Origin of the sequence: Loktanella sp. M215 (assembly GCF_021735925.1) — a bacterium.
Lineage (GTDB): Bacteria > Pseudomonadota > Alphaproteobacteria > Rhodobacterales > Rhodobacteraceae > Loktanella.
In genome coordinates this window covers 111,953-130,800 of record NZ_WMEA01000006.1, presented here as the reverse complement: position 1 = coordinate 130,800, position 18,848 = coordinate 111,953, and the positions used below count along the sequence as shown (strand labels likewise).

The 18,848-nt window shown below is 60.9% G+C and carries 14 protein-coding genes; 2 read left to right on the top strand and 12 right to left on the bottom strand.

What is annotated here, in order from left to right:
* Window positions 1-68: 68 nt before the first annotated feature.
* The 11 genes from rfbA to GLR48_RS23815 all read right to left on the bottom strand — a co-directional run bounded on the left by rfbA (window position 69) and on the right by GLR48_RS23815 (window position 15,560).
* Window positions 69-938 (bottom strand): glucose-1-phosphate thymidylyltransferase RfbA, encoded by an 870-nt coding sequence (rfbA, locus tag GLR48_RS23865; RefSeq protein WP_237066493.1) that lies wholly within the window; start codon window positions 936-938, stop codon window positions 69-71.
* On the bottom strand, window positions 935-1,810 hold the full coding sequence (rfbD, locus tag GLR48_RS23860; RefSeq protein ID WP_237066491.1) for a dTDP-4-dehydrorhamnose reductase: 876 nt from the start codon (window positions 1,808-1,810) through the stop codon (window positions 935-937). The genes rfbA and rfbD overlap by 4 nt, the downstream gene beginning before the upstream one ends.
* Window positions 1,807-2,886, bottom strand: coding sequence for a dTDP-glucose 4,6-dehydratase (gene rfbB / locus GLR48_RS23855; protein WP_237066490.1), 1,080 nt, complete (start codon window positions 2,884-2,886; stop codon window positions 1,807-1,809). The genes rfbD and rfbB overlap by 4 nt, the downstream gene beginning before the upstream one ends.
* A 9-nt stretch (window positions 2,887-2,895) precedes the next feature.
* Window positions 2,896-3,450: a dTDP-4-dehydrorhamnose 3,5-epimerase gene (rfbC, locus tag GLR48_RS23850; RefSeq protein WP_237066488.1), complete on the bottom strand. Its 555-nt coding sequence runs from the start codon at window positions 3,448-3,450 to the stop codon at window positions 2,896-2,898.
* Between the two features lie 146 nt (window positions 3,451-3,596).
* Window positions 3,597-6,455: a right-handed parallel beta-helix repeat-containing protein gene (locus tag GLR48_RS23845; protein ID WP_237066486.1), complete on the bottom strand. Its 2,859-nt coding sequence runs from the start codon at window positions 6,453-6,455 to the stop codon at window positions 3,597-3,599.
* A gap of 158 nt (window positions 6,456-6,613) precedes the next feature.
* Entirely contained in the window at window positions 6,614-8,005 is a 1,392-nt protein-coding gene (locus GLR48_RS23840; protein WP_237066484.1) for an efflux transporter outer membrane subunit, read from the bottom strand.
* Window positions 8,006-8,187: 182 nt separating this feature from the next.
* Complete coding sequence (locus GLR48_RS23835) at window positions 8,188-9,501, bottom strand: HlyD family type I secretion periplasmic adaptor subunit (RefSeq protein WP_237066482.1); 1,314 nt, start codon at window positions 9,499-9,501, stop codon at window positions 8,188-8,190.
* Window positions 9,498-11,324: a type I secretion system permease/ATPase gene (locus GLR48_RS23830; protein ID WP_237066480.1), complete on the bottom strand. Its 1,827-nt coding sequence runs from the start codon at window positions 11,322-11,324 to the stop codon at window positions 9,498-9,500. The genes GLR48_RS23835 and GLR48_RS23830 overlap by 4 nt, the downstream gene beginning before the upstream one ends.
* Before the next feature lie 181 nt (window positions 11,325-11,505).
* A complete protein-coding gene (locus GLR48_RS23825) occupies window positions 11,506-12,558 on the bottom strand; it encodes a glycosyltransferase family 2 protein (RefSeq protein ID WP_237066478.1) in 1,053 nt (350 codons plus the stop codon).
* Window positions 12,559-12,576: 18 nt separating this feature from the next.
* Window positions 12,577-14,007: an O-antigen ligase family protein gene (locus tag GLR48_RS23820; RefSeq protein ID WP_237066476.1), complete on the bottom strand. Its 1,431-nt coding sequence runs from the start codon at window positions 14,005-14,007 to the stop codon at window positions 12,577-12,579.
* 122 nt (window positions 14,008-14,129) lie between these two features.
* The gene (locus GLR48_RS23815; RefSeq protein ID WP_237066474.1) at window positions 14,130-15,560 is read right to left on the bottom strand and encodes a right-handed parallel beta-helix repeat-containing protein; all 1,431 of its coding nucleotides are present in this window, start codon (window positions 15,558-15,560) and stop codon (window positions 14,130-14,132) included.
* Between the two features lie 25 nt (window positions 15,561-15,585).
* Between GLR48_RS23815 and GLR48_RS23810 the strand changes: the two genes are divergently transcribed.
* Window positions 15,586-15,852: a spike base protein, RCAP_Rcc01079 family gene (locus tag GLR48_RS23810; RefSeq protein WP_237066472.1), complete on the top strand. Its 267-nt coding sequence runs from the start codon at window positions 15,586-15,588 to the stop codon at window positions 15,850-15,852.
* Window positions 15,852-17,303: a hypothetical protein gene (locus GLR48_RS23805; protein ID WP_237066470.1), complete on the top strand. Its 1,452-nt coding sequence runs from the start codon at window positions 15,852-15,854 to the stop codon at window positions 17,301-17,303. Before GLR48_RS23810 ends, GLR48_RS23805 begins: the two co-directional genes overlap by 1 nt.
* Window positions 17,304-17,307: 4 nt before the next feature.
* On the opposite strand, the gene GLR48_RS23800 is transcribed toward GLR48_RS23805, so the two are convergent.
* Window positions 17,308-18,711: an oligosaccharide flippase family protein gene (locus tag GLR48_RS23800; protein ID WP_272911710.1), complete on the bottom strand. Its 1,404-nt coding sequence runs from the start codon at window positions 18,709-18,711 to the stop codon at window positions 17,308-17,310.
* Window positions 18,712-18,848 lie beyond the last annotated feature (137 nt).

Genomic DNA, 18,848 nt, shown 5'->3' with positions numbered 1-18,848 from the left:
CGCGGGGCCCCGTCCCGCCCGCCCGCTCGCTTGATCCAGCCCACCGTCCCGGATGCTCGATCGCAACCCTAGATCAGCCCGCGCAAATAGCTGCCGTAGTCGGTCTTCGCATAGCGATCCGCCAGTACCGTCAGCGCGTCTGCATTGATCCAGCCATGCTGGTATGCGATCTCTTCGGGGCAGCCGGTTTGCATGCCTTGGCGCGACTGCAGGGTTCGCACAAAGTTGCCGGCGTCCAGCAGGCTGCCGTGGGTGCCGGTGTCGAGCCAGGCGTAGCCACGCCCCATGCGCTCGACCGTCAGGCTGCCGTCGGCCAGATAGGTTTCCAGCAGCGATGTGATCTCCAGCTCGCCGCGTTCTGACGGCGTGATGGCGCGCGCGCGCGCGGGTGCCGTATCATCAAGAAAGTAGAGTCCCGTGACGGCGTAGTGCGACGGGGGATCCTTCGGCTTTTCGACGATCTGCGTGACGGTGCCCTCTGCGTCCATGCCCACGACGCCGTAGCGCTCCGGGTCGGACACGCGGTAGCCGAAGACCGTACCGCCGCTGGTCTTGGCATCGGCACTCGCCAGCATTTCCGGCAGGCCGTGGCCGAAGAAGATATTGTCGCCCAGCACCATGGCAGAAGGCGCACCGTCCAGGAAATCCTCGCCCACCAGATAGGCCTGCGCCAGACCGTCGGGGCTTGGCTGCACCAGCCAGGTGATCTGCACCCCCCATTGCGACCCGTCGCCCAGCAGGTGCTGGAACTGCGCCTGGTCGGCGGGGGTGGTGATGATCCCGATCTCGCGGATGCCGGCCAGCATCAGTACCGACAGGGGATAGTAGATCATCGGCTTGTCGTAGATCGGCATCAGCTGCTTGCTGAGACCTTGGGTGATCGGCCAGAGCCGCGAGCCGGTGCCCCCGGCGAGGATCAGTCCCTTACGCTGGGTCATGGCTGTGTCTCCTCGATGATGCCGGCCTCGATGATGCGCGTCAGGGCGGCCTGCCAGTCGGGGCGCGGGATGCCGAAGGCGGCGTGCAGGCTGCTGCAGTCCAGCCGGGAATTGGCGGGGCGCGCGGCCGGGGTGGGATAATCCGCGGTGGTGATGTCGGTAACGGTCGTGCTGCGGCCTGCGCTGGCCATGATCGCGCGGGCGAAGTCCGCCCAGCTGACATCAGGCGCCCCGCTGAGGTGATGCACCCCGCCCTGCCCCGTCCCGTCCACCAGCGCCTGCGCGATGGTCAGGCAGGCCTCGGCGATCGCATCCGCCGGTGTCGGCCCACCGACCTGGTCGGCCACGACGGAGAGGCTGTCGCGTGTTTCTGACAGGCGCAGCATGGTGGTGACGAAGTTCTTGCCCGCGCCGTCGAACACCCAGGCCGTGCGCAGCACGACGGCGCGAGCGCCGCTGTCCAGCACGGCGCGTTCTCCCGCCAGCTTGGTGCGGCCATAGGCGCCCAGCGGACTGGTCGGGGCATCGGGTGTCCAGGCAGGGCCGGACGATCCGTCGAAGACGTAATCGGTCGAGATGTGGACGAAGGGCAGGCCCCGCGCGGCACAGGCCCGCGCCATGGCGCCGGGGCTGCCTGCGTTGATCACATGGGCCGCGTCCTCCTGCGTCTCGGCCGCGTCGACGGCGGTCCAGGCGGCGGCATTGATGACGGCATCGGCGTCGGTGTCCATGATCGCCGCGGCACAGGCGGCGGGGTCCGACAGGTCGGCCTGTGTGCGGTTCAGGGTCTGCACAATCAGGCCGCGTGCGGGCCCCACCATGGCCAGCGCGCGGGCGACCTGACCGGTCTCACCAAAGACGAGGACCTTCACGAGGCGGCCGTATGCGGGGCAGCCTGGGCCGTTGCGGTGGTATCCGTGCCCAGCCGCACGCCGACGCCGGCGCGCTGCTGCAACGGCTGCCACCAGTCGGCGTTGTCCAGATACCAGTCCACGGTGCGCGCCAGCCCCTCCTGCAGCTCAAGCGAAGGCTGCCAGTTCAGCTCGGCCCGGATGCGCGCGGGGTCGATGGCATAGCGCGCATCGTGGCCCGGGCGGTCGGTGACATGGGTGATCAGATCCGCATGGGGTGCATGATCCGGGCGGCGATCGTCGAGGATGGCACAGATGCTGCGCACGATGTCGATGTTGCGCGCCTCGTTCTCGCCACCGATGGCATAGGTCGCGCGGGGGGCGGCCTGCGTCAGCACGGTGAGTAGCGCATCGGCATGATCCTCGACATAAAGCCAGTCGCGGATGTTCAGCCCCGCGCCGTAGATCGGCAGAGGCTTGCCGGCGAGGGCATTGAGGATCGTCACCGGGATCAGCTTTTCCGGAAACTGCCGGGGTCCGTAGTTGTTGGAGCAATTCGTCAGCAGGATCGGCAAACCGTAGGTCTCGCCCCAGGCGCGCACCAGATGGTCCGACCCCGCCTTGCTGGCGGAATAGGGCGAGCGCGGGTCATAGCGGGTGTCCTCGTCGAACATGCCGGTCTCGCCCAGTGACCCAAAAACCTCGTCGGTCGAGATGTGGTGGAAGCGGAAGCTGGCGGGCCTGGCCCGCGCCACCCAGTAGGCGCGCGCAGCCTCCAGCATGTGGAAGGTGCCGAGCACGTTGGTCTCGACGAAGGCTGCGGGGCCGTCGATGGACCGGTCGACATGGCTCTCGGCCGCCAGATGCATCACTGCGTCCGGCTGGTGGTCGGCAAAGACCGCATCCAGTGCCGCGCGGTCGCGGATGTCGACCTGCGCGAAGGCGTAAGATCGATGATCCGCCACCGCATCGAGGCTCGCCGTGGCCGCCGCATAGGTCAGGCAATCGACGTTGATGACCTGATGTCCGTCACGGATCGCCTGCAGCACGACCGCCGATCCGATGAAGCCGGTGCCGCCGGTGACGAGGATCTTCATGGGCGGGCCTCATAGGTAAAGGGGGGTATCCAGATCGGCAAAGGACCCGGCGGCGGCGTCCTTGTCCGACAGGACCGCCTGATCCGCAGGAATGCCCCAGTCGATGCCAAGGTCTGGGTCGTCGAAGCGCACGGCCCCTTCGCAGGCGGGCGCATAGGTGTCGGAGCATTTGTAGGCCACCAGACAGTCGGGCACCCGCGTGACGAAGCCATGCAGGAACCCCGCCGGGATCAGCAATTGCATAGTGTTGTCAGCCGACAACGTGACGCCGGTCCACTGGCCGTAGGTCGGCGAGCCCGCGCGGATATCGACGGCGACATCGAAGATCTCGCCCACCAGCACCCGCACCAGCTTGGCCTGCGCCTGCGGCGGCGCTTGGAAATGCAGCCCCCTTACGGTGCCCGCCTCCCGACTCCAGCTCTGGTTGTCCTGCACGAAGACCGTATCAATTCCCACACCCGCCAGCGTGTCCCGGTTGTAGGTTTCCTGAAATGATCCGCGACTGTCGGAGAAGCGGCGCGGTGTGATGACACACACACCGGAAAGACACGTTTTTTCAAGCATCTGGCGGTTATCCTTATCAAGTCCCTTGAAACGTGGCGGGATTTTAGGCCGCAACTAGCGAAACCTGTAAACACAGCCACGCCGGACTTCCAGATCAACCGTTCCGCCGTGGCAGTGCAACTGCCCCGACCGTAAATTATGGATGATTAAAGATACGCAGAAATGACGCCCGAATGTGTATCATAGGTTATATCCATATCGTGCTGCGGAATGTGATGGTCTGCGGTCGAAAACGCATCATTAACGATGAATTTTTCCGGCGCGTGATCCGCCGACGCGGGCAACGCATCCTTCGTGGCGATAGTGAAGCTGGACATGTGGCCGTCAAAATTGTCCTTGCCCCAGGCATTGCCGAAACTCAGGTCGTGCCGCCCTTCCGAGACGAGGACACCACGCATTTCGGTACTGGCCATCACACGACCATTGACTTCGACAGACAGGATACCGTTGTCCAGGGTCAGGCTGACGTCATGCTCTTTCGTATCATTGAGATGCGCGCCATCGGTTTTTAGCCGAATGCGACCCTCTTCGGTGCTGAAGACCTGCACGAAAAGTTCACCTTTGGCATCAATACTCGTGACAAAGCTCGAATGAAGCCGCACGACCTCTCCCGCACTGCCGGAGGTGTCCGCTTTGAGCGACATGGCAATCTGAAAGTTGTCGGATCCCAGAATATCGTCGGCGTATGCCCGGCCAACACTGACGGTCACGCCTTTCCCGCCCAGATCAATGCCGCCGATATCGGCGTGTATCCTGGTTTCGATGTCCAGATCGCCGATCAGGTATGACTTAAAATCTTTCCCGACGCTGTATTCCAGAAGATGTGTCTCGAAGACACTCGGGGAAGGTGCCGTTGGTGCGAGCTTTTCCGCACCGGTCGTGGCGCCGGCAGACAGGTCCGAACTGTCCGGTGCGGGCTGCGGCGTCGGGGACCCGATGCTGTCGACATCGCTTTGCAGGTGGGCCATCGCTTCACGGGCTGCCGCGAAATCGTCTGCATCCACATTGAGATCGAAAGCCGTCACGATACCGTCGAAGTTCTGCTTTCCCCAAGGATTTCCGAAGGTCAGATCGCGGTTTCCAAGTGACGCCAGACCACCGTCCATTTCGCTTTGTGCCAGCACAGTGCCATCAACCTTGATGGAGAGGATCCCGCTTGCCAGACTGATGTCGATGTCATGGGTCGCGCGGTCGGAGAGATGCGCCCCGTCGGTTGTCAGGACAATGCGTTTACCTGCCGCCGTATTGATGTCGAGCGACAGTTCTCCCTTGGCGGTCACAGATGCCACAAAGCTGCCATGCAGCCTGACAATTTCACCTGCGCTGTTGGATGTCGCTGCGGCAACGGACAAAGACATCTCGAAATTGTCCTTATTAAGAATGCGATCGACATAGACATGGTCAATCTGGGCGGCAACGCCTGTCTTACGGATGACAAGGCCATCGGCTGTCTCGGCCGCGACATGGGCAATGGCCTTGTCCACTCCGTAGTCATCGACGACGAAACCATGACCATGAACAAAAGACACAACTTCTGAGGATTGCAGGGCGACGGTCAGGCTTTTGCTGTCGCTGCGTCCGTCAGGCAATACGATCGTCAGTGTGACATTGTATTTTCCGCCATCCACATATGCATGATCCACAGTCAGACCTTCAGCCTTGGTTCCGTCACCAAATGCCCAGAGGAAACGTGTGCCTGTCGGCAGATTTGCCGTATTGATCTGGGAATAGGATGCATCAAAGTGGACTGATGCCTGATCTTCAGCATTATTCTGGGCATGGAATGCTGTGACGATCCCCGACCCCGGTTGTGTCAACGTGGTTGAGGCGCCTGCATTCAGCCGGTCCAGCATACCACCCGTCAAGGCATTGAAGGCATGAACGCCATTTGCCGCATTCATGGACGACGCAATAAATTCGTTGCCGTAAAAGCCGAAACCGTAGGGATCCTGATCCTGCACGAAGGCATTGTTTGTCAGCGTCCACCCTTTTTGCTGCGTAAAACCGTTGATCTCGGCCACGGCATTGCTGCTGATCACGACGTTCTGCGAGGCCGCACTCACGTTAATCATCGGAATTTCTACGGATGCATCGGCACCATCGACATTCGCACCATCAGCATGCAGCACAGTGTTGTTGCGGATTGCGAGGCCGGCAGTTTCACCTACGGTGATCCCGTGCAGATGGGCATTCGTGATCACATTGTTTTCAATCGTGATATTCTGATAGAACATCTCGGCTCCGGCCAGACCTCGGTCCACCTGATCGTTGCGCATGAAAATCGACTGCGTTGCGCTACCGTTGCCGATGTCAAGGTAATTGTCGCGGATCACGATGTCACGGCTGGGACTGTCCGTGCCGTTGGTCCAGAACTGAATCATGTCGGAATGGTCAAGGGAGTTGGGCGATCCGCGGAAATCGTGGATATAATTTCCTTCGATGACAACACCGTCGATTTCAGAAAAGTTCATGCCGTCCATGCGGATGTCATGAATGTCGTTGCCGCTGACGACGACATCGCCACTTTCTGCTACAGTCAGGCCGCGATGGAAGTTGAAGAACTCGTTGTTCTCGACGCTCACACCGGTGGAGTTCCGGAACGATAAGCCGATGGCATAGCCGTAACCGTCGCTGACGTCCGAAACGCCCGAGGCGACATCACCGTCAAAAGTCGAATTGCTAATCGTGATATTCTGGGAGCCGGACACGTTGAAAGGCCGTTCGTAAATTTGGTCACCCGCCGCGAAGGTATAATCGAACGTTATTCCATCGAAAGTGAGGTTCCGCGCCCCGCGGACATCGAGACCGGTGATTGTCGCGGGATGATCTGGATCTGCAGAGGCAATCGTAACATCGTTTGCGAACGTTATATTGAACCCTGACTTTGCGTTCAGCGAAAGATCGCCATAGTTTCCACCATTGAGAAGGAATGTCTCTCCACCCGTGGCTTTCGACAAAGCCTCATAGAGTTCTGTAAGGGACGAAATGTGATAGGTTTTAACCACGCTTATATTCCTGCAATGACATGCTTGGACGCAACGTCATCGAAGTCTTCCAGAACTGTGGCCGTTCCACGCACGGAATTGTGTTCAAAATCTGTCTTTTGCAACTAAAGATAGAGATAACGAAATTCTCGGCCCGCCAGCCTGGTAACCTCTCAAGGTCAGTTTGTCGCGTATCCTGCGCCGAGGCGGACGTTCAGATCGACGAACCGTAGGGCCGACTGGCGGCGCAGGTCGGCCTGTGTGGCATTGGCTTGGGCAAGAGATTGTTCCGCATCGATCAGATCCCCGAGTGTTGCATCGCCAACTTTGTAGATGTCGCGGGTCAGCGACAGCGTTTCAGCGTAAAGTTGACTTGCGCGCATGGCAGCCCCCAAGGCCCGATCTGCCGCATCATAGGCCACGAGAGCGTTCTCGACCTCGAGAATAGCGGTCAGCACTGTGCTGCGCCACTGGGCATGTGCCTGTCGCGCGCTGGCTTCGCGGGCCGCAACGATGGCCCGTTCGGTCGTGTGATCGAGACTGGGAAACTGTACTACGGGCCCGAAGAAATAGTCTGTGCCACTGTTTCCGCCGATCGCGTTCAGGGTGACGGCACCGCTGAGCGAAAGTCGGGGATAAAGATCGGCGCGTGCTACGCCGATGTCAGCGATAGCTGCATAGTAGGTGCGCTCTGCTATACGGATGTCCGGACGATTGCGCAGTAGGTCGGCCGGGATGCCGACCTGAGGAGACAGGGTTGGTACGGGTTGTGACACGGTCGCGGTCAGGCGGGATGTCATATCAGGGGGCAGCGCTCCGGGGGCGGAGCCGGTCAGCACGGTCAGTTCGTTCAGATAGGCCGTAACGGCGGCCATTTGCCCCGGTAACTGTGCACGGACCTCGGCCACCCGCGCCTGTGATCGTGCAATATCGAGCCTTGTTGCCGTCTCGGCGTCACGCAGCTTGCGGGTCAAGGCAAGCGTGCGTTCGCGCCGGGCCAAGTCGCTTTGCCCCAATATCACGATCTGCTGGGCATAGCGCAGGTTGACATAGGTCTGCGTGATATTGAACAAAAGCAGAAGACGCGCTGCGTCGAGCTCGGCGAGTGCAGCGTCTGCACGGCCACCTGCGGCACGTTCTGCATTGCGGCGGGCCGCATAAGGGTCGAGAATCCAGTCCAGCCCGAACCTCGCCGTTCCCACCCCTCTGACGCCGGTACTGTCCGTGCCGGCAAGATTGGCCGAGGCCGTCGGAGAAACAGTGGCTGCACCGGGAACCGCCTTGCGTGCCGCTTCTGCGGCGATCACCCGTTCGCGCGCGATTTCAAGGCTGATATTGTGACGCAGGCCACGCATCACCAGTTGGTCGAGGACGGGGTCATGCAGCCGCATCCACCAGTCCGTGTTGTCCAGTAGCACCGGTGCGCCCTGCGGACCGGTCTGATAGTGCGACCTGAAGTCGAAACCGGGTATGTCGTAGGGCAGACCCTTGTCTCCGCAGGCAGACAGCAGCAACAGGAGCGTAACCGCAAGTCCTTGTTTACGGGATATGGCGTACGTGTCCCGCGTCATGATCTGTTGCCTTTTACTCTGCCGGACCTCGTCTTTGCGGCGGCCCCCTTTGCGTGGCCTGCCCGGTTGGACGTTGGTCTTTTTGTATCTTTTGGCGACACAAGGTTTTTCGGCAAGGTGCAATGCACGATGGAAGCAATTTCACCGCGCGATGTGCCTTGGCTGCATTAAAGAGGATCTTCTCATTCCCGAAATGCGCGGTCGAGGTGTGAGAGGATTGGATGCATCAGGTAGGATAGCACACTGCGCTCTCCAGTTTCGAGGTGGGCCTCGATGGGCATGCCCGGAACCACGGTCATGCCGGGCAGCCGCGCCAGTTCCTCTGGCGACACAGACAGGGCGACCCGGTAGAAGCTGCGGCCAGTCTGCGGATCCGCAATCGTTCCGGGCGATACGGTGACCACCCGTGCGATCAGCTTCGGTGTGACCTGCGGATCGAAAGACGACAGGCTCAGACGTGCAGTTTGGCCGGGATAGACTTGGTCGATCGCACGCGGATCAACCTGCAGTTCGAAATCCATGCCGTCGTCCAGCGGAATGATCTGGGCGATAGTGCCGCCGGGAGCGATGACACCGCCAGTGGTGTTGACCTGCATTTCATGAACGATACCGGCGGCGGGTGCGCGAATGTCCATCTGAGCCAGTTGGGCTGTTCGGGTCACTATATCCAGCGTCAGCTCGTCGATCTGGTCATTGGTTTCGCGTAGTTGGGTGACGACATCCTCGATGAAGGCCCGCTCGGTCTGCAGTGTCTTGAGCGTGCTGTCGCGGCGAGCGTTGGACAAACGAGCCAGTTCGGCCTGCTCTGCAGCCATCTGCCCTGTCAGCGCCGCACGGGCGCGTTGCAGGTCCGACAGCTCGCTTTGTCGGACCAAACCTTTTCCCGCTAGGTCGCTTTTGTTCACAATGTCACTGTCCAGCAGGTCAAGCTGGTCCTGAATGGCCGCAATCTGGCCCTGCGCGCCGATGGTCTGGCTGTCGTATTGCAGCAGGGTTTCCGCCAGCTGATCGCGTCCGCCCTGCAACACGGCGGCACGTGCGGCAAAGATTTCGCGCTGGCTGATTTCATGCGCAGCAGTGTCAGGTCTGTCAAAGGGCAATGCCGGATAGTTGAATGACAAGATGTCCTGTCCATCCTGTTCCGCCTGCAGGCGCGCCCGCAGGGCCAGGGCTGCGGCAATGCGGGTGCGCGCAATGTCGAGGTTGGTCTGCACCACTGTGGGGTCGAGGCGAACAAGCAGATCGCCCGCAGCCACCGTATCGCCGGTGCGGACGATAATGTCACTGACTGTGCCACCCTCAAGACTCTGGACCAACTTGGGTTTGCCGTGCACCACCGATTGACCGCCGGCCATCACCGCACCGCCGATCGTGAAGGTCGCCGCCCAGCCGCCCAGCACAAGGAACAGGATCAGCGTGGCTATCGTCCCCATCACACCGACGCGGCGCAGGCCAAGGTCGGGCATGGGGCCGGTCTGGATTGTCATGTCGGTCATGCCTGATACCGCCGTGTTGCGGGGCCGGCCATGCGGACGACGTCCGGCCGTGCGGATTGCAGTTCGTTGGCGACGGGAATGACGTCTGCCACGTTGGGCATCGGCACCCGTTTGGGCACCAGCGTCGGTTGCCGCACCTGCGGAGCTGTGTGGGTGGGCTGGGCGGCAGGTGTCCTTGCCCGCAGGATATCAGCGATGTCGCCGAACCGCTTCACGCAGCCATCGCCAAGGATCATCAGCTTGTTGGCCGCCTTCAGAACCTCGGGGCGGTGGGCGATGACGATAACAGTGGATTGCGCAGCGCGCAGGGCCTCGATCGTGCGCAGTAGGGCGGTATCGCCATTCGTGTCGAGGTTGGCATTGGGTTCGTCCAGCACCACCAGCCGGGGCATACCGTAGACGGCACGGGCCAGGCCCAGCCGTTGCATCTGGCCGCCCGACAGCAGCGGCGCCGCACCGGTATCGCCCAGCCGGGTGGCATAGCCGTCCGGCAGTTTCAGGATCATGTCGTGGATGCCCGTCAACTGGGCGGCGGCGATGACGGTCAGGTCGGTGGCCTGTGGGTCGAAGCGCGCAATGTTGTCACGCACGGTGCCCGGCAGCACATCGAAGATCTGCGGCAGATAGCCGATATGGCGGCCCAGGACGACCGGGTCCCATTGATCGGGCGTGGCACCGTCCAAGCGGATGTCGCCTGCATCGGCACGCAGGCTGCCGACCAGCAGGCGTGCCAGCGTCGACTTGCCGCTGGCCGAATTGCCAATGATGCCCAGAATGTCGCCGGGCAGCAGAGAGAAGGAGACATCCGACAGAATTTGCGTCTGCTTGCGGCCCGGTATTGTGCGCCCAAATTTCGTCAGCCCTTCGACAGTGATCTCTCCGGTCGGATTGGGGAGAGCGATGGGATGGGCCGCGGCCTCCTCTGCGGCGCTGAAGGTTGCCAGCAGCCGCTTGTGGGCGGCGGTAAAGCGGCCGATGCTGCGCCATTGTCCGACCAACTGGTCAACGGGTGCCAAGGCGCGTCCCGACAGCACGGAACTTGCGATGATCATGCCGCCCGAGATTTCGCCCCGCAGCACCAGCAGTGCGCCCAGCGTGAGGATGGCCGACTGCAGCAGCATACGGAAGGCGCGGCTGGTTGCTGCCAGAAGCTCTGACGGATCGCTACCTCGTTGCTGGCCACGCAGGGTGGTCCGGTGCATGGCCTGCCAGCGGGCTCCGATCGCGTCGCCCATGCCCATGGCGGTGATCGCCTCCGCATTGCGGTGACTGCGCTCTGTAAAGCTCCGCTCGGCCTGATCAAGGCCTGCGCCTTCCAAGACCGAAGACTGCGTCAGCATGCGGGTCAACAGGGCAAGCAGACCGGTGAAGGCGGCACCGGCAATGGTCAGGATGCCAAGCCAGGGATGCAAAACGAACAGGATGCCAAGGAACAGCGGCACGAAGAGGACATCAGCCATGGCCGTCACGACCGGGCCGGACAGGAACTGCCGCACGCTTTCGAGGTCGCGCATGGCCTGCGCGTCCGCGGGTGTGGTCGGATCAGCGCGCCCTGTGGCCAGAAACCGGTTGAAGGCGACCGGACCCATCGCCTCGTCCAGGCGCATTGCGGCCCGTGACAGCAGCCGGGTGCGCAAAAAGTCGTAGAATGCCAGAAAGACGAACAGGACGACGACGATCCCGAATAGCACGACCAGTGTGGGCACCGATCCGCCGGGCAGTACCCGGTCGTAGACCTGCAACATGTAGATTGACCCGGTCAGCATCAGCACGTTGAGGATGGCACTGAACAGGATGACACCGCCGACGGCGGGCCGCAGCATCGCGATCGCCTGACGATAACGGTTAGGGCGAACGGCATGAGATGGGGCGAATCTGTCGGCGTTCATCGATGGTGTCCAGGCCAGATAAGGATGACCTCAATCTGTACGGGTGACGCGGCGACGTTTGGGCAACATATTGTTCACGATGTGGCAACAAACTAAATTTTTGGTAAACAGCAGATCAGCGTTTGAGGGCTGGGAAGGCCAGGCGTGCGGCCTCTTGCGACAGGACATTGCGGATCTCCGGGGGCGGGGGCCTGTTCAGGCTGGCCATAAGCAGGGCCTTCGCTTCCTTGCGGTAACCCTTCATCGCCAGCTGGGCGGCCTTGGCAAAGGAATAAGCCAGGGCGACGGGTAGATGTGTGGGGAAATAGCGGCGCATGAAAAGCATCCGCGCACGATGCTTAAAGTATTGCGAAAAGGCCGAGGCCGGGCGGTTCATCGTGGCTGATCCGATCGCCGTGCCGGCCTTGTGATAGACAATGGCATCCGGACAGTAGGCCAGCCCTCTGGTGCCGCGCCGGAACGCCCAGTCCACCTCTTCATAATACAAAAAGTAGTTCTCGGGCATCGGCCCTGCGGCCTCGTAGAAGGCCCGGCTGGCCACCATGCTGGCGCCGGTGATGAAATCCATCGTCGCGGGGTCCGGGCGGGATGTCTGGGACGCGGTGCGGAACAGGTTGAGATTGCCCGTGATGCCGGTTCGCCGGTTTACGGTGCCGCCATCGATCTGGATCGTATCCGGATCGTCGTAATACAGGACCCGTCCGCCCATCAGGGCAAAATCCCCTGTCCCATGGGTAGCGAAGGCTGCGGCCGTTTCTGGTGGCACGGCGCTGTCGGGGTTGAGAACCCAGAACCGGTTGATCTGCGGGCGCCCCGCCAGCGCGGCCAGTCCTTGGTTCACACCGGCGGCAAAGCCGCCGTTCACTTTCGCCGTGATGAGGGTGATCGTATGATCCTGCAGGATTTGCGTCGGTGTTCCCGCTACCAGCAGCGTGACGGGTTTCGGTGCCGGGGTCAGTGCGAAGGGCATGTCGGCCGGCACCGTGTAGGGGTGCTGGCCCGAGGCCCAGTCCCGCAGCACCGCAAGCGTGTCATCGGTCGATGCATTATCCACCACGATGATCTCAAGGCGGACACCGCGGGACGCCAGCAGGCTTTCGAGGCAATCCTGAATGATGTCGGCAGAATTGAAGGTGACGACGACGACACCAAGGGTGGGCAGGGTCATGGGAAGGCCTTGTAAGGGTCAGGAGGGCACGCGTTGCACGGCAGGGCGATGCGGAAAACGGCTATAGGGCGTGCCGTGCGCCGCTGAGGGTCGCTGGAAGGCGGATGTCGGGTCCGGTTCATCGGCGGTCTGATCTGGATCGTCGCTGCCGTCGGCCGTCGGCTCGTGGAAGATGAACCAGACACCCGCCCCGAACATGAAGAACACGAAGGAATAGATGTTGGTCCATACATGGACGGTGCACAGGGTGAAGGTCAGCCCGAGAAAGGTGAAGACCCAGGCACGGCGCAGCAGGATCATGCGCTCCTGTCCTGTGAAATCGCGTCGCATGACGCGGAAGATGACGGCCAGATAGCCAACCACAAGGAATAGAAATCCCGGAATGCCATAACGGACCGCCATCACCAGCCAGAAATTGTCCATGCTGCCGGAATACATATACCACGGGCGCACCCAGTCATTCAGACCGATGCCATAGAGCGGATGCGCCCAGACGCTTTTCATACCCCATTCAAAGATGATGCCGCGCCAATACGCATTATGTGCAGAAAAAGTGGCATAGGACATGAAGACCTTGATCGGCGAGCGGTTCGACAAAAGGTCGATTGTGACGTAGGCAAAAACGAAAAGTCCAACGAGAAGCCACCACCGCGCCTTGACGGTCCTGAACATGGCGGCCCAGATAATCAATCCAAACTGCATCACGATTGCCGTAAGGGCTCCGCTGGACAAAGCCAGAAAACCGCTCAGGGCAATAATGATGCTTGTCGTGTAGCGTCTGAGTGTGGTCATCGTGCCGCGCAGGGCCACGAAGCACAAGGAAAAGGCCACCGAACAAAACAGACCGTAGTGGATCGGATGCGCGAAGACAGCTTGCACGCGTTCCAGCCCCATGCGCTTATCAATGAAGACGATTGCCACACTGGTCATGCCTGGAATCTTGCGCAATATCTCGATAATCAGGGGGCGGCCCGTCAAGGTTTCGTGGATCGCAAAAGGCGTGGTGCAGAGAACCAGAACGATCAGTGTGCGGCTGAGTGCCATGAAGGTTTCGGGCGTTCTAATGTATGCGCGCCCGATCATATAGGCTCCCAGAAATTCTACGCCGACAGATCCCATCTGCTGAACGACCTGGCCCGGATTATTGGCCGCAATTGCGACTGCACCCCATAAGATATGAAAAACAAATAAAAAGTCAGTCAGGATTATTTTGCCATAAGCGCCCGTCAGCAGACGGAATGCCAATGGCAAGATCATGACGATGAGAAATAAACGCAGGGTCGTCATGTAAAGCGGACCGGCATTGAATCCGATCGGCAGCACGACTGTCAGAAGGTAAAGCAGAACTGGACGAGGCAGTTTGTGAATCTGCGTTGCGGCCAAGAACGGGTTTGGCCTCTGTCCAATATCAGTCCGACCAAAGCTCACTGTCTGTTCGATCGCTGTCACGGACTGCCTGTTCCTGTTTCGTCGCCGGGATATGTGGTGTCTTTAGAATGTATCGGAAAAGAAAGCGACCATTTCATGATAATTCCAACGGCTTGGTCTTCGGTCATTAAAAAATTTCCTGCTCAGCGAGAGAGCTGCGGTGCGCCGATCTGTGTGCCATCGAGTGGCCCACCCTTTGCGGCAATGAAGGACGCCGGATTCGTGGGGTCGCGCAAGGCCTGCATGCCAAAGACCGTGCCGTAGAAACCGGGCTCCATGCGGGCTCTGTCCTGCACAATCAGATTTTCACCCACGGTCCAATCGGATTGCCCGGCGGCACCAGTGAGCTTGCCCGTGACATTGCGTCGAATCTGGACATCCTTGGACGTTTCGGCAACCCGTATCTGTGGAACCCAGAGGGCGATATTGTCCTTTTCCCCCTCGGATCTGGCGTTGCGCACTACCGTATTGTTCTGGATACGCAGACCATCGGTCTCTCCAACCGTGATGCCGTGCAGGTGGGCGTTGATGATGACGTTGTCTGCGATGGTGACATCGCTGTAGAACATCTCGCGTCCCGCCAGACCGCGGTCAACGAGGTCGTTGCGCATGAAGATGGACTGCGTGTAGGCCCCCTGCCCCGAATTCAAGGTGTTGTCGCGGATCACGATGTGACGCGACGGCGCGGTCGTACCGTTCGTCCAGAACTGGATCATGTCCGCATGATCCTTGCTATCCAGTGACCGCTTAAAGTCGTGGATACGGTTGCCCGCAATCAGCACGGATTCCACCTGAGAGAAGTTCATACCGTCCATCCGGATATCATGAACATCGTTGCCCTGTACGGTGATGCCCTGACTGTCGCTGATCACGAGGCCACGGTAAAAGCCTCGAATTTCACTATTTTGCAGCGCGATGTGCGACGAAGCCGTCACGCTGAAACCGAACGCGGTCCCGAAGCCGTTGTCGGTCGGTCCGCGGCCACGGGCGACGTCTCCGTCGAAAACCGCGTTGCGGATGGTAATGCCCGTGCTGGACGTAATGCCGAAAGGCCGCAGATAGGACTTGTCCTGCGCGTCGAACGTGTAGTCGAACAGGATGCCGTCGAGCGTCACGTTCTGCACATCGCGCAGGTCCATGCGCGCAATGCGGGGCGGATTGGCGGAATCCGCTGCGCGCAGCACAAGCGGCGTCTGCGCCGGAGCGGCAAAACTGCGCAAGGTCAGCGCGCCGTAGTCGCCACCGGACAGCACGATCTCTCCGCCTTGCGTCATGTCTTGCAGCGCCTGCTGGAGGGCCGCCGGCGATGTCACGCTGACGCTGTCCTGTGCATGAACGCCATGGGTCGGCAAAACCAGGGCGAGCACCGTCAGAAGCAGCATAATTCGAGATACGCACATGGGAGGGCCTTTGCTGTCGAGCGTTGGACAGGGTCCTATACCACCTTCGCGAAAAAGAAGAGTCACCGTGCAGTGAACCGTCTGAACCCGAAGCAACGCAACGCCCGGTGTCGGGGTACTTGCAGCAACGCGGGACCGGGCTGTGTTAGGGTGTCGCCTTCCCGCGCCGCTCATGGTGCGTGTCAGCCGGAGATATCAGATGACTGCTGTCGATTCCTTTAAGACTCATGCCGCCGGCATGGAAAGCCCCGTGTCGCATGCCTTTGCCGTGTCCCCGAGCGATGCAAACGACCTGGTCAAAGTCACACGGGCCCTGCATCTGGGCGGTGCCGGCAACCTGCGCGTGATCATGGCTGACGGCACCACCGTGACCTTTACTGCAATGGCGGCCGGCTGGCATCCGGTGCGTGTACGGCGCGTGCTGGCGACGGGCACCACCGCGACCGCGATCGTAGGGTGCTGCTGATGATCGGCACAAGTCTGGGGCTGGGGATTCTGGGGCTACGGGTCGGGGGGCCGGCAATACCGCCGCCCCTGCCTGACCCGGTGGTACCCGTTCTGCCCATGGCTGCCGCGGCCCGCTGGCATCCCGGCTTCTCGCAGGTCGCCACACAGAGCGGCCGGGTGGTCAGTGCAAGCGATCTGCAAGGTTTGGCGCAGGTGGCGGCCAGCGGTGCCGGACTGGGTCCGCAGGCATTGACCGACGGACAGGGGCGCAAGTTCTGGCGCTTCGCCGGGGGGCAGTTTCTTGACGTGGCGGCGGGACTGGTCTGCGGGTCGCGCAACATGTCGGTCTTCATGGTGGCCCGCGTGCCGCGTCATCCCGCGTCCTACAACCGCTATCTGTCGATGGGCAGTCAGGCGCAGGGCACCCAGGTCAACACGCTGGGCGGTCCGCTGGAAACCCGTGTCGTCAGTCAAAGCGCTGGTCACGTGCAGGCCTTCGGCAAGCTGGCCTATACCGCGTCCGCAGGGGCCGAATGGCTGGTGCCCGGTGCGCAGAAGCAGGTCATCGGCATGACCTCGGGGGCGGGCGGGCAGCGCCTGTTCCTGAACGAACGCCATGTCGACGTGGCGGCCGCCTATGCCGCGACCGGCATCGCGGGCGCCGAGATCGGGCGTTACAGCTGGTCGCCGGGCGCTGCTGTCACATGGGGGGTGTTCGATCTGTATGAGATGATCGTCTACACGACCGCCCTGTCCAACGCGGACGCCCAGGCCGTGACCGAGGCGCTGATGGGCACCCACGGGATCGTGCCCGTGACCAGTCAGTTGGTTCTGGAAGGCGACAGTATCACCCAGGGCACCGGCGACGTGACCGAGGCGCTGTCATGCGCAGCGGTCCTGACAGAGCCCGGCACGACGCATGTGCCCGCAGGCTGGCGCGTCATCAACAAGGGAATGTCGGGCAACAAGGTGTCCGATCTCATGACGCGGCGCGATGCGGCGAACGGCTGGGCCACGCAGCGCCTGCCGGGGCAGAATGTCGTGGCCTTCGAGATCGGCCGCAACGACTGGGCCGCGAACATCACGGCACCGCAGCATTATGCAAACGTGGTGTCCTACCTCAACAAGGCCACGACGGGGGTGCTGCAACTGGGGTGGACGGTGCATTTGCAGGACGTGTCAATGTCGTTGCGACGGATCTTATCAGCCACGCCGGCGCACACCGGTTCATCGACGAGACGGCGGCCGGCAATACCGCTTACTACGCGGGTGACAGCACGCATCCCAACGTGCTGGGCGCGCGCATCCGCGTCACCGGCGGCGACACGCCGCAATACGGGGTCGCGGCGGGGTTGTAGCGCAGGTCTTGCAGTATCCTTGACTATCAAGACATCATTTAAAGATCTTGCCCTGCACGGCGCAGGAGACATGTCTCTAGATTCCGAAGATCTTATTTTAGAGCCGGTTTGAAAAGTTACCGACGGGCGACATACGATTTCAGATCAGACATGAAAAATATTGAGGCGGCAAAGGCAACAAAAACACTTGCCGCCACAATATAAGCGGATCCGAATTGATTATTGTGTATCAATATTGTCTGAACGCCTGCCAGTGCAAGCATAATAAAGCTCATGCCGACAGGTAATGTCAGGGGTTTCAGGGGCAGAGAAACACGCCAACCGGCCAAAGCGACGGCCATGAAAAATCCGATCGTTTCACCCGCAATGGCAATCCATATCACGGCCAGCACGCCACCGCCTTGCGCCACAACCCACCATGCGAGCGGCAAGGAACCGACACGTACCAGATTCGATACCATGGCATTCTCACTTTTGCCTTCCGCCAAGGCGACACACGATGGACCTCCCTTAAATACTCGTATCGCCTGCATGATCGAAAGCCAGGTCATGAGCGGAATGAGAGAAAGATACTTTTCACCCAAAAGTATCCTGACAAGAGAGTCTCCGAGCAGCATCGTGCCCACAACAAGGAAAAGGCCGAATGCGAAGTGGACCTCGTAGGTTACCATGGCCAAATGCATGAATCGTGCCTCGCCCTCGGGCGTGCTGCGATCAATGACCGACAGCTGCGGTAAGAAGAAGTTCTGCGCCGATTTCGCCATGACCAGCGTCGGCGTCAGGGTCAGTGTGAACCCCATCGAGAAGATCGCGAGCGTCTCCATGCCAAGCTCTCGGCCCACGATCAGCTTGTCGCCGTTGAAAACGCCAAACAGCAGGATGCCGTTCAGCAAAAGCGGCCAGCCAAAGCGCAGCGACTGGGTCATGACGGCGCGGTCCAGTACCAGCCGGTAAGGCCGCCGCGAGACCAGATGCGAGATCACGGCCGTCATTAGCGCCTGCACCACGATGGCATACAGCATAACCTTGTAATCACCATACCACGCCGCCAGCGGCCAGATGGCCAGCACCGACAGCAGCGCCGGCACCGCGCCGGTCAGGATGACGGGCCAGAACACCATGGACCGGTTCAGGCGATGCACGTCGAAATGGGTGAAGGCGTTCAGCACCGGTACCAGCGCCATGACGCGGTAGGCCCAGGCCGCCTGCGGCACGTTCAGGAAATCTGCAATCAGTCCGGCGCTGACGAACAGCACCACACCAGAGATCACGCCGCGCAGGACCTGAAAGCCTTGAAGGGCGGCTTGGAAATGCGAATCTTCGCCGTTCTTGGCCTGCACGATCTGCTGTTGCAGGCCAAGGGCCGAGGCCATCTCGACCACGGCCATGGCGATGGCGAAGGTCGACGCCACGCCGTAATCCGCCACTGGAATCATCCGGGCGATGATCAGGTTGCGCGCCAGCAGCAGCAAGGATGCGGCTGCATTGCCTGACAGGATTAGCAGGGCAGATCGGAACATGGATCGGAAGGCACCGTTATGCGGGATCGGACGATCCAAGATATACTGGTGTCATCTGCGCCGACATGGCCTGCGTCAAGACATGAGATGCATGATACGGGCGAAGTCGTTTGTCTGCAGTATAAACGAAAAAGGGA

Coding starts and splice junctions, on each gene's coding strand:
- GLR48_RS23840 (WP_237066484.1), bottom strand. CDS start 8,005: ATGACGCGGGACACGTACGCCATATCCCGTAAACAAGGACTTGCGGTT.
- rfbB (WP_237066490.1), bottom strand. CDS start 2,886: ATGAAGATCCTCGTCACCGGCGGCACCGGCTTCATCGGATCGGCGGTC.
- GLR48_RS23830 (WP_237066480.1), bottom strand. CDS start 11,324: ATGCTGCGGCCCGCCGTCGGCGGTGTCATCCTGTTCAGTGCCATCCTC.
- GLR48_RS23815 (WP_237066474.1), bottom strand. CDS start 15,560: ATGAGCGGCGCGGGAAGGCGACACCCTAACACAGCCCGGTCCCGCGTT.
- GLR48_RS23825 (WP_237066478.1), bottom strand. CDS start 12,558: ATGACCCTGCCCACCCTTGGTGTCGTCGTCGTCACCTTCAATTCTGCC.
- rfbC (WP_237066488.1), bottom strand. CDS start 3,450: ATGCTTGAAAAAACGTGTCTTTCCGGTGTGTGTGTCATCACACCGCGC.
- GLR48_RS23800 (WP_272911710.1), bottom strand. CDS start 18,711: ATGTTCCGATCTGCCCTGCTAATCCTGTCAGGCAATGCAGCCGCATCC.
- rfbA (WP_237066493.1), bottom strand. CDS start 938: ATGACCCAGCGTAAGGGACTGATCCTCGCCGGGGGCACCGGCTCGCGG.
- GLR48_RS23835 (WP_237066482.1), bottom strand. CDS start 9,501: ATGACCGACATGACAATCCAGACCGGCCCCATGCCCGACCTTGGCCTG.
- GLR48_RS23805 (WP_237066470.1), top strand. CDS start 15,852: ATGATCGGCACAAGTCTGGGGCTGGGGATTCTGGGGCTACGGGTCGGG.
- GLR48_RS23810 (WP_237066472.1), top strand. CDS start 15,586: ATGACTGCTGTCGATTCCTTTAAGACTCATGCCGCCGGCATGGAAAGC.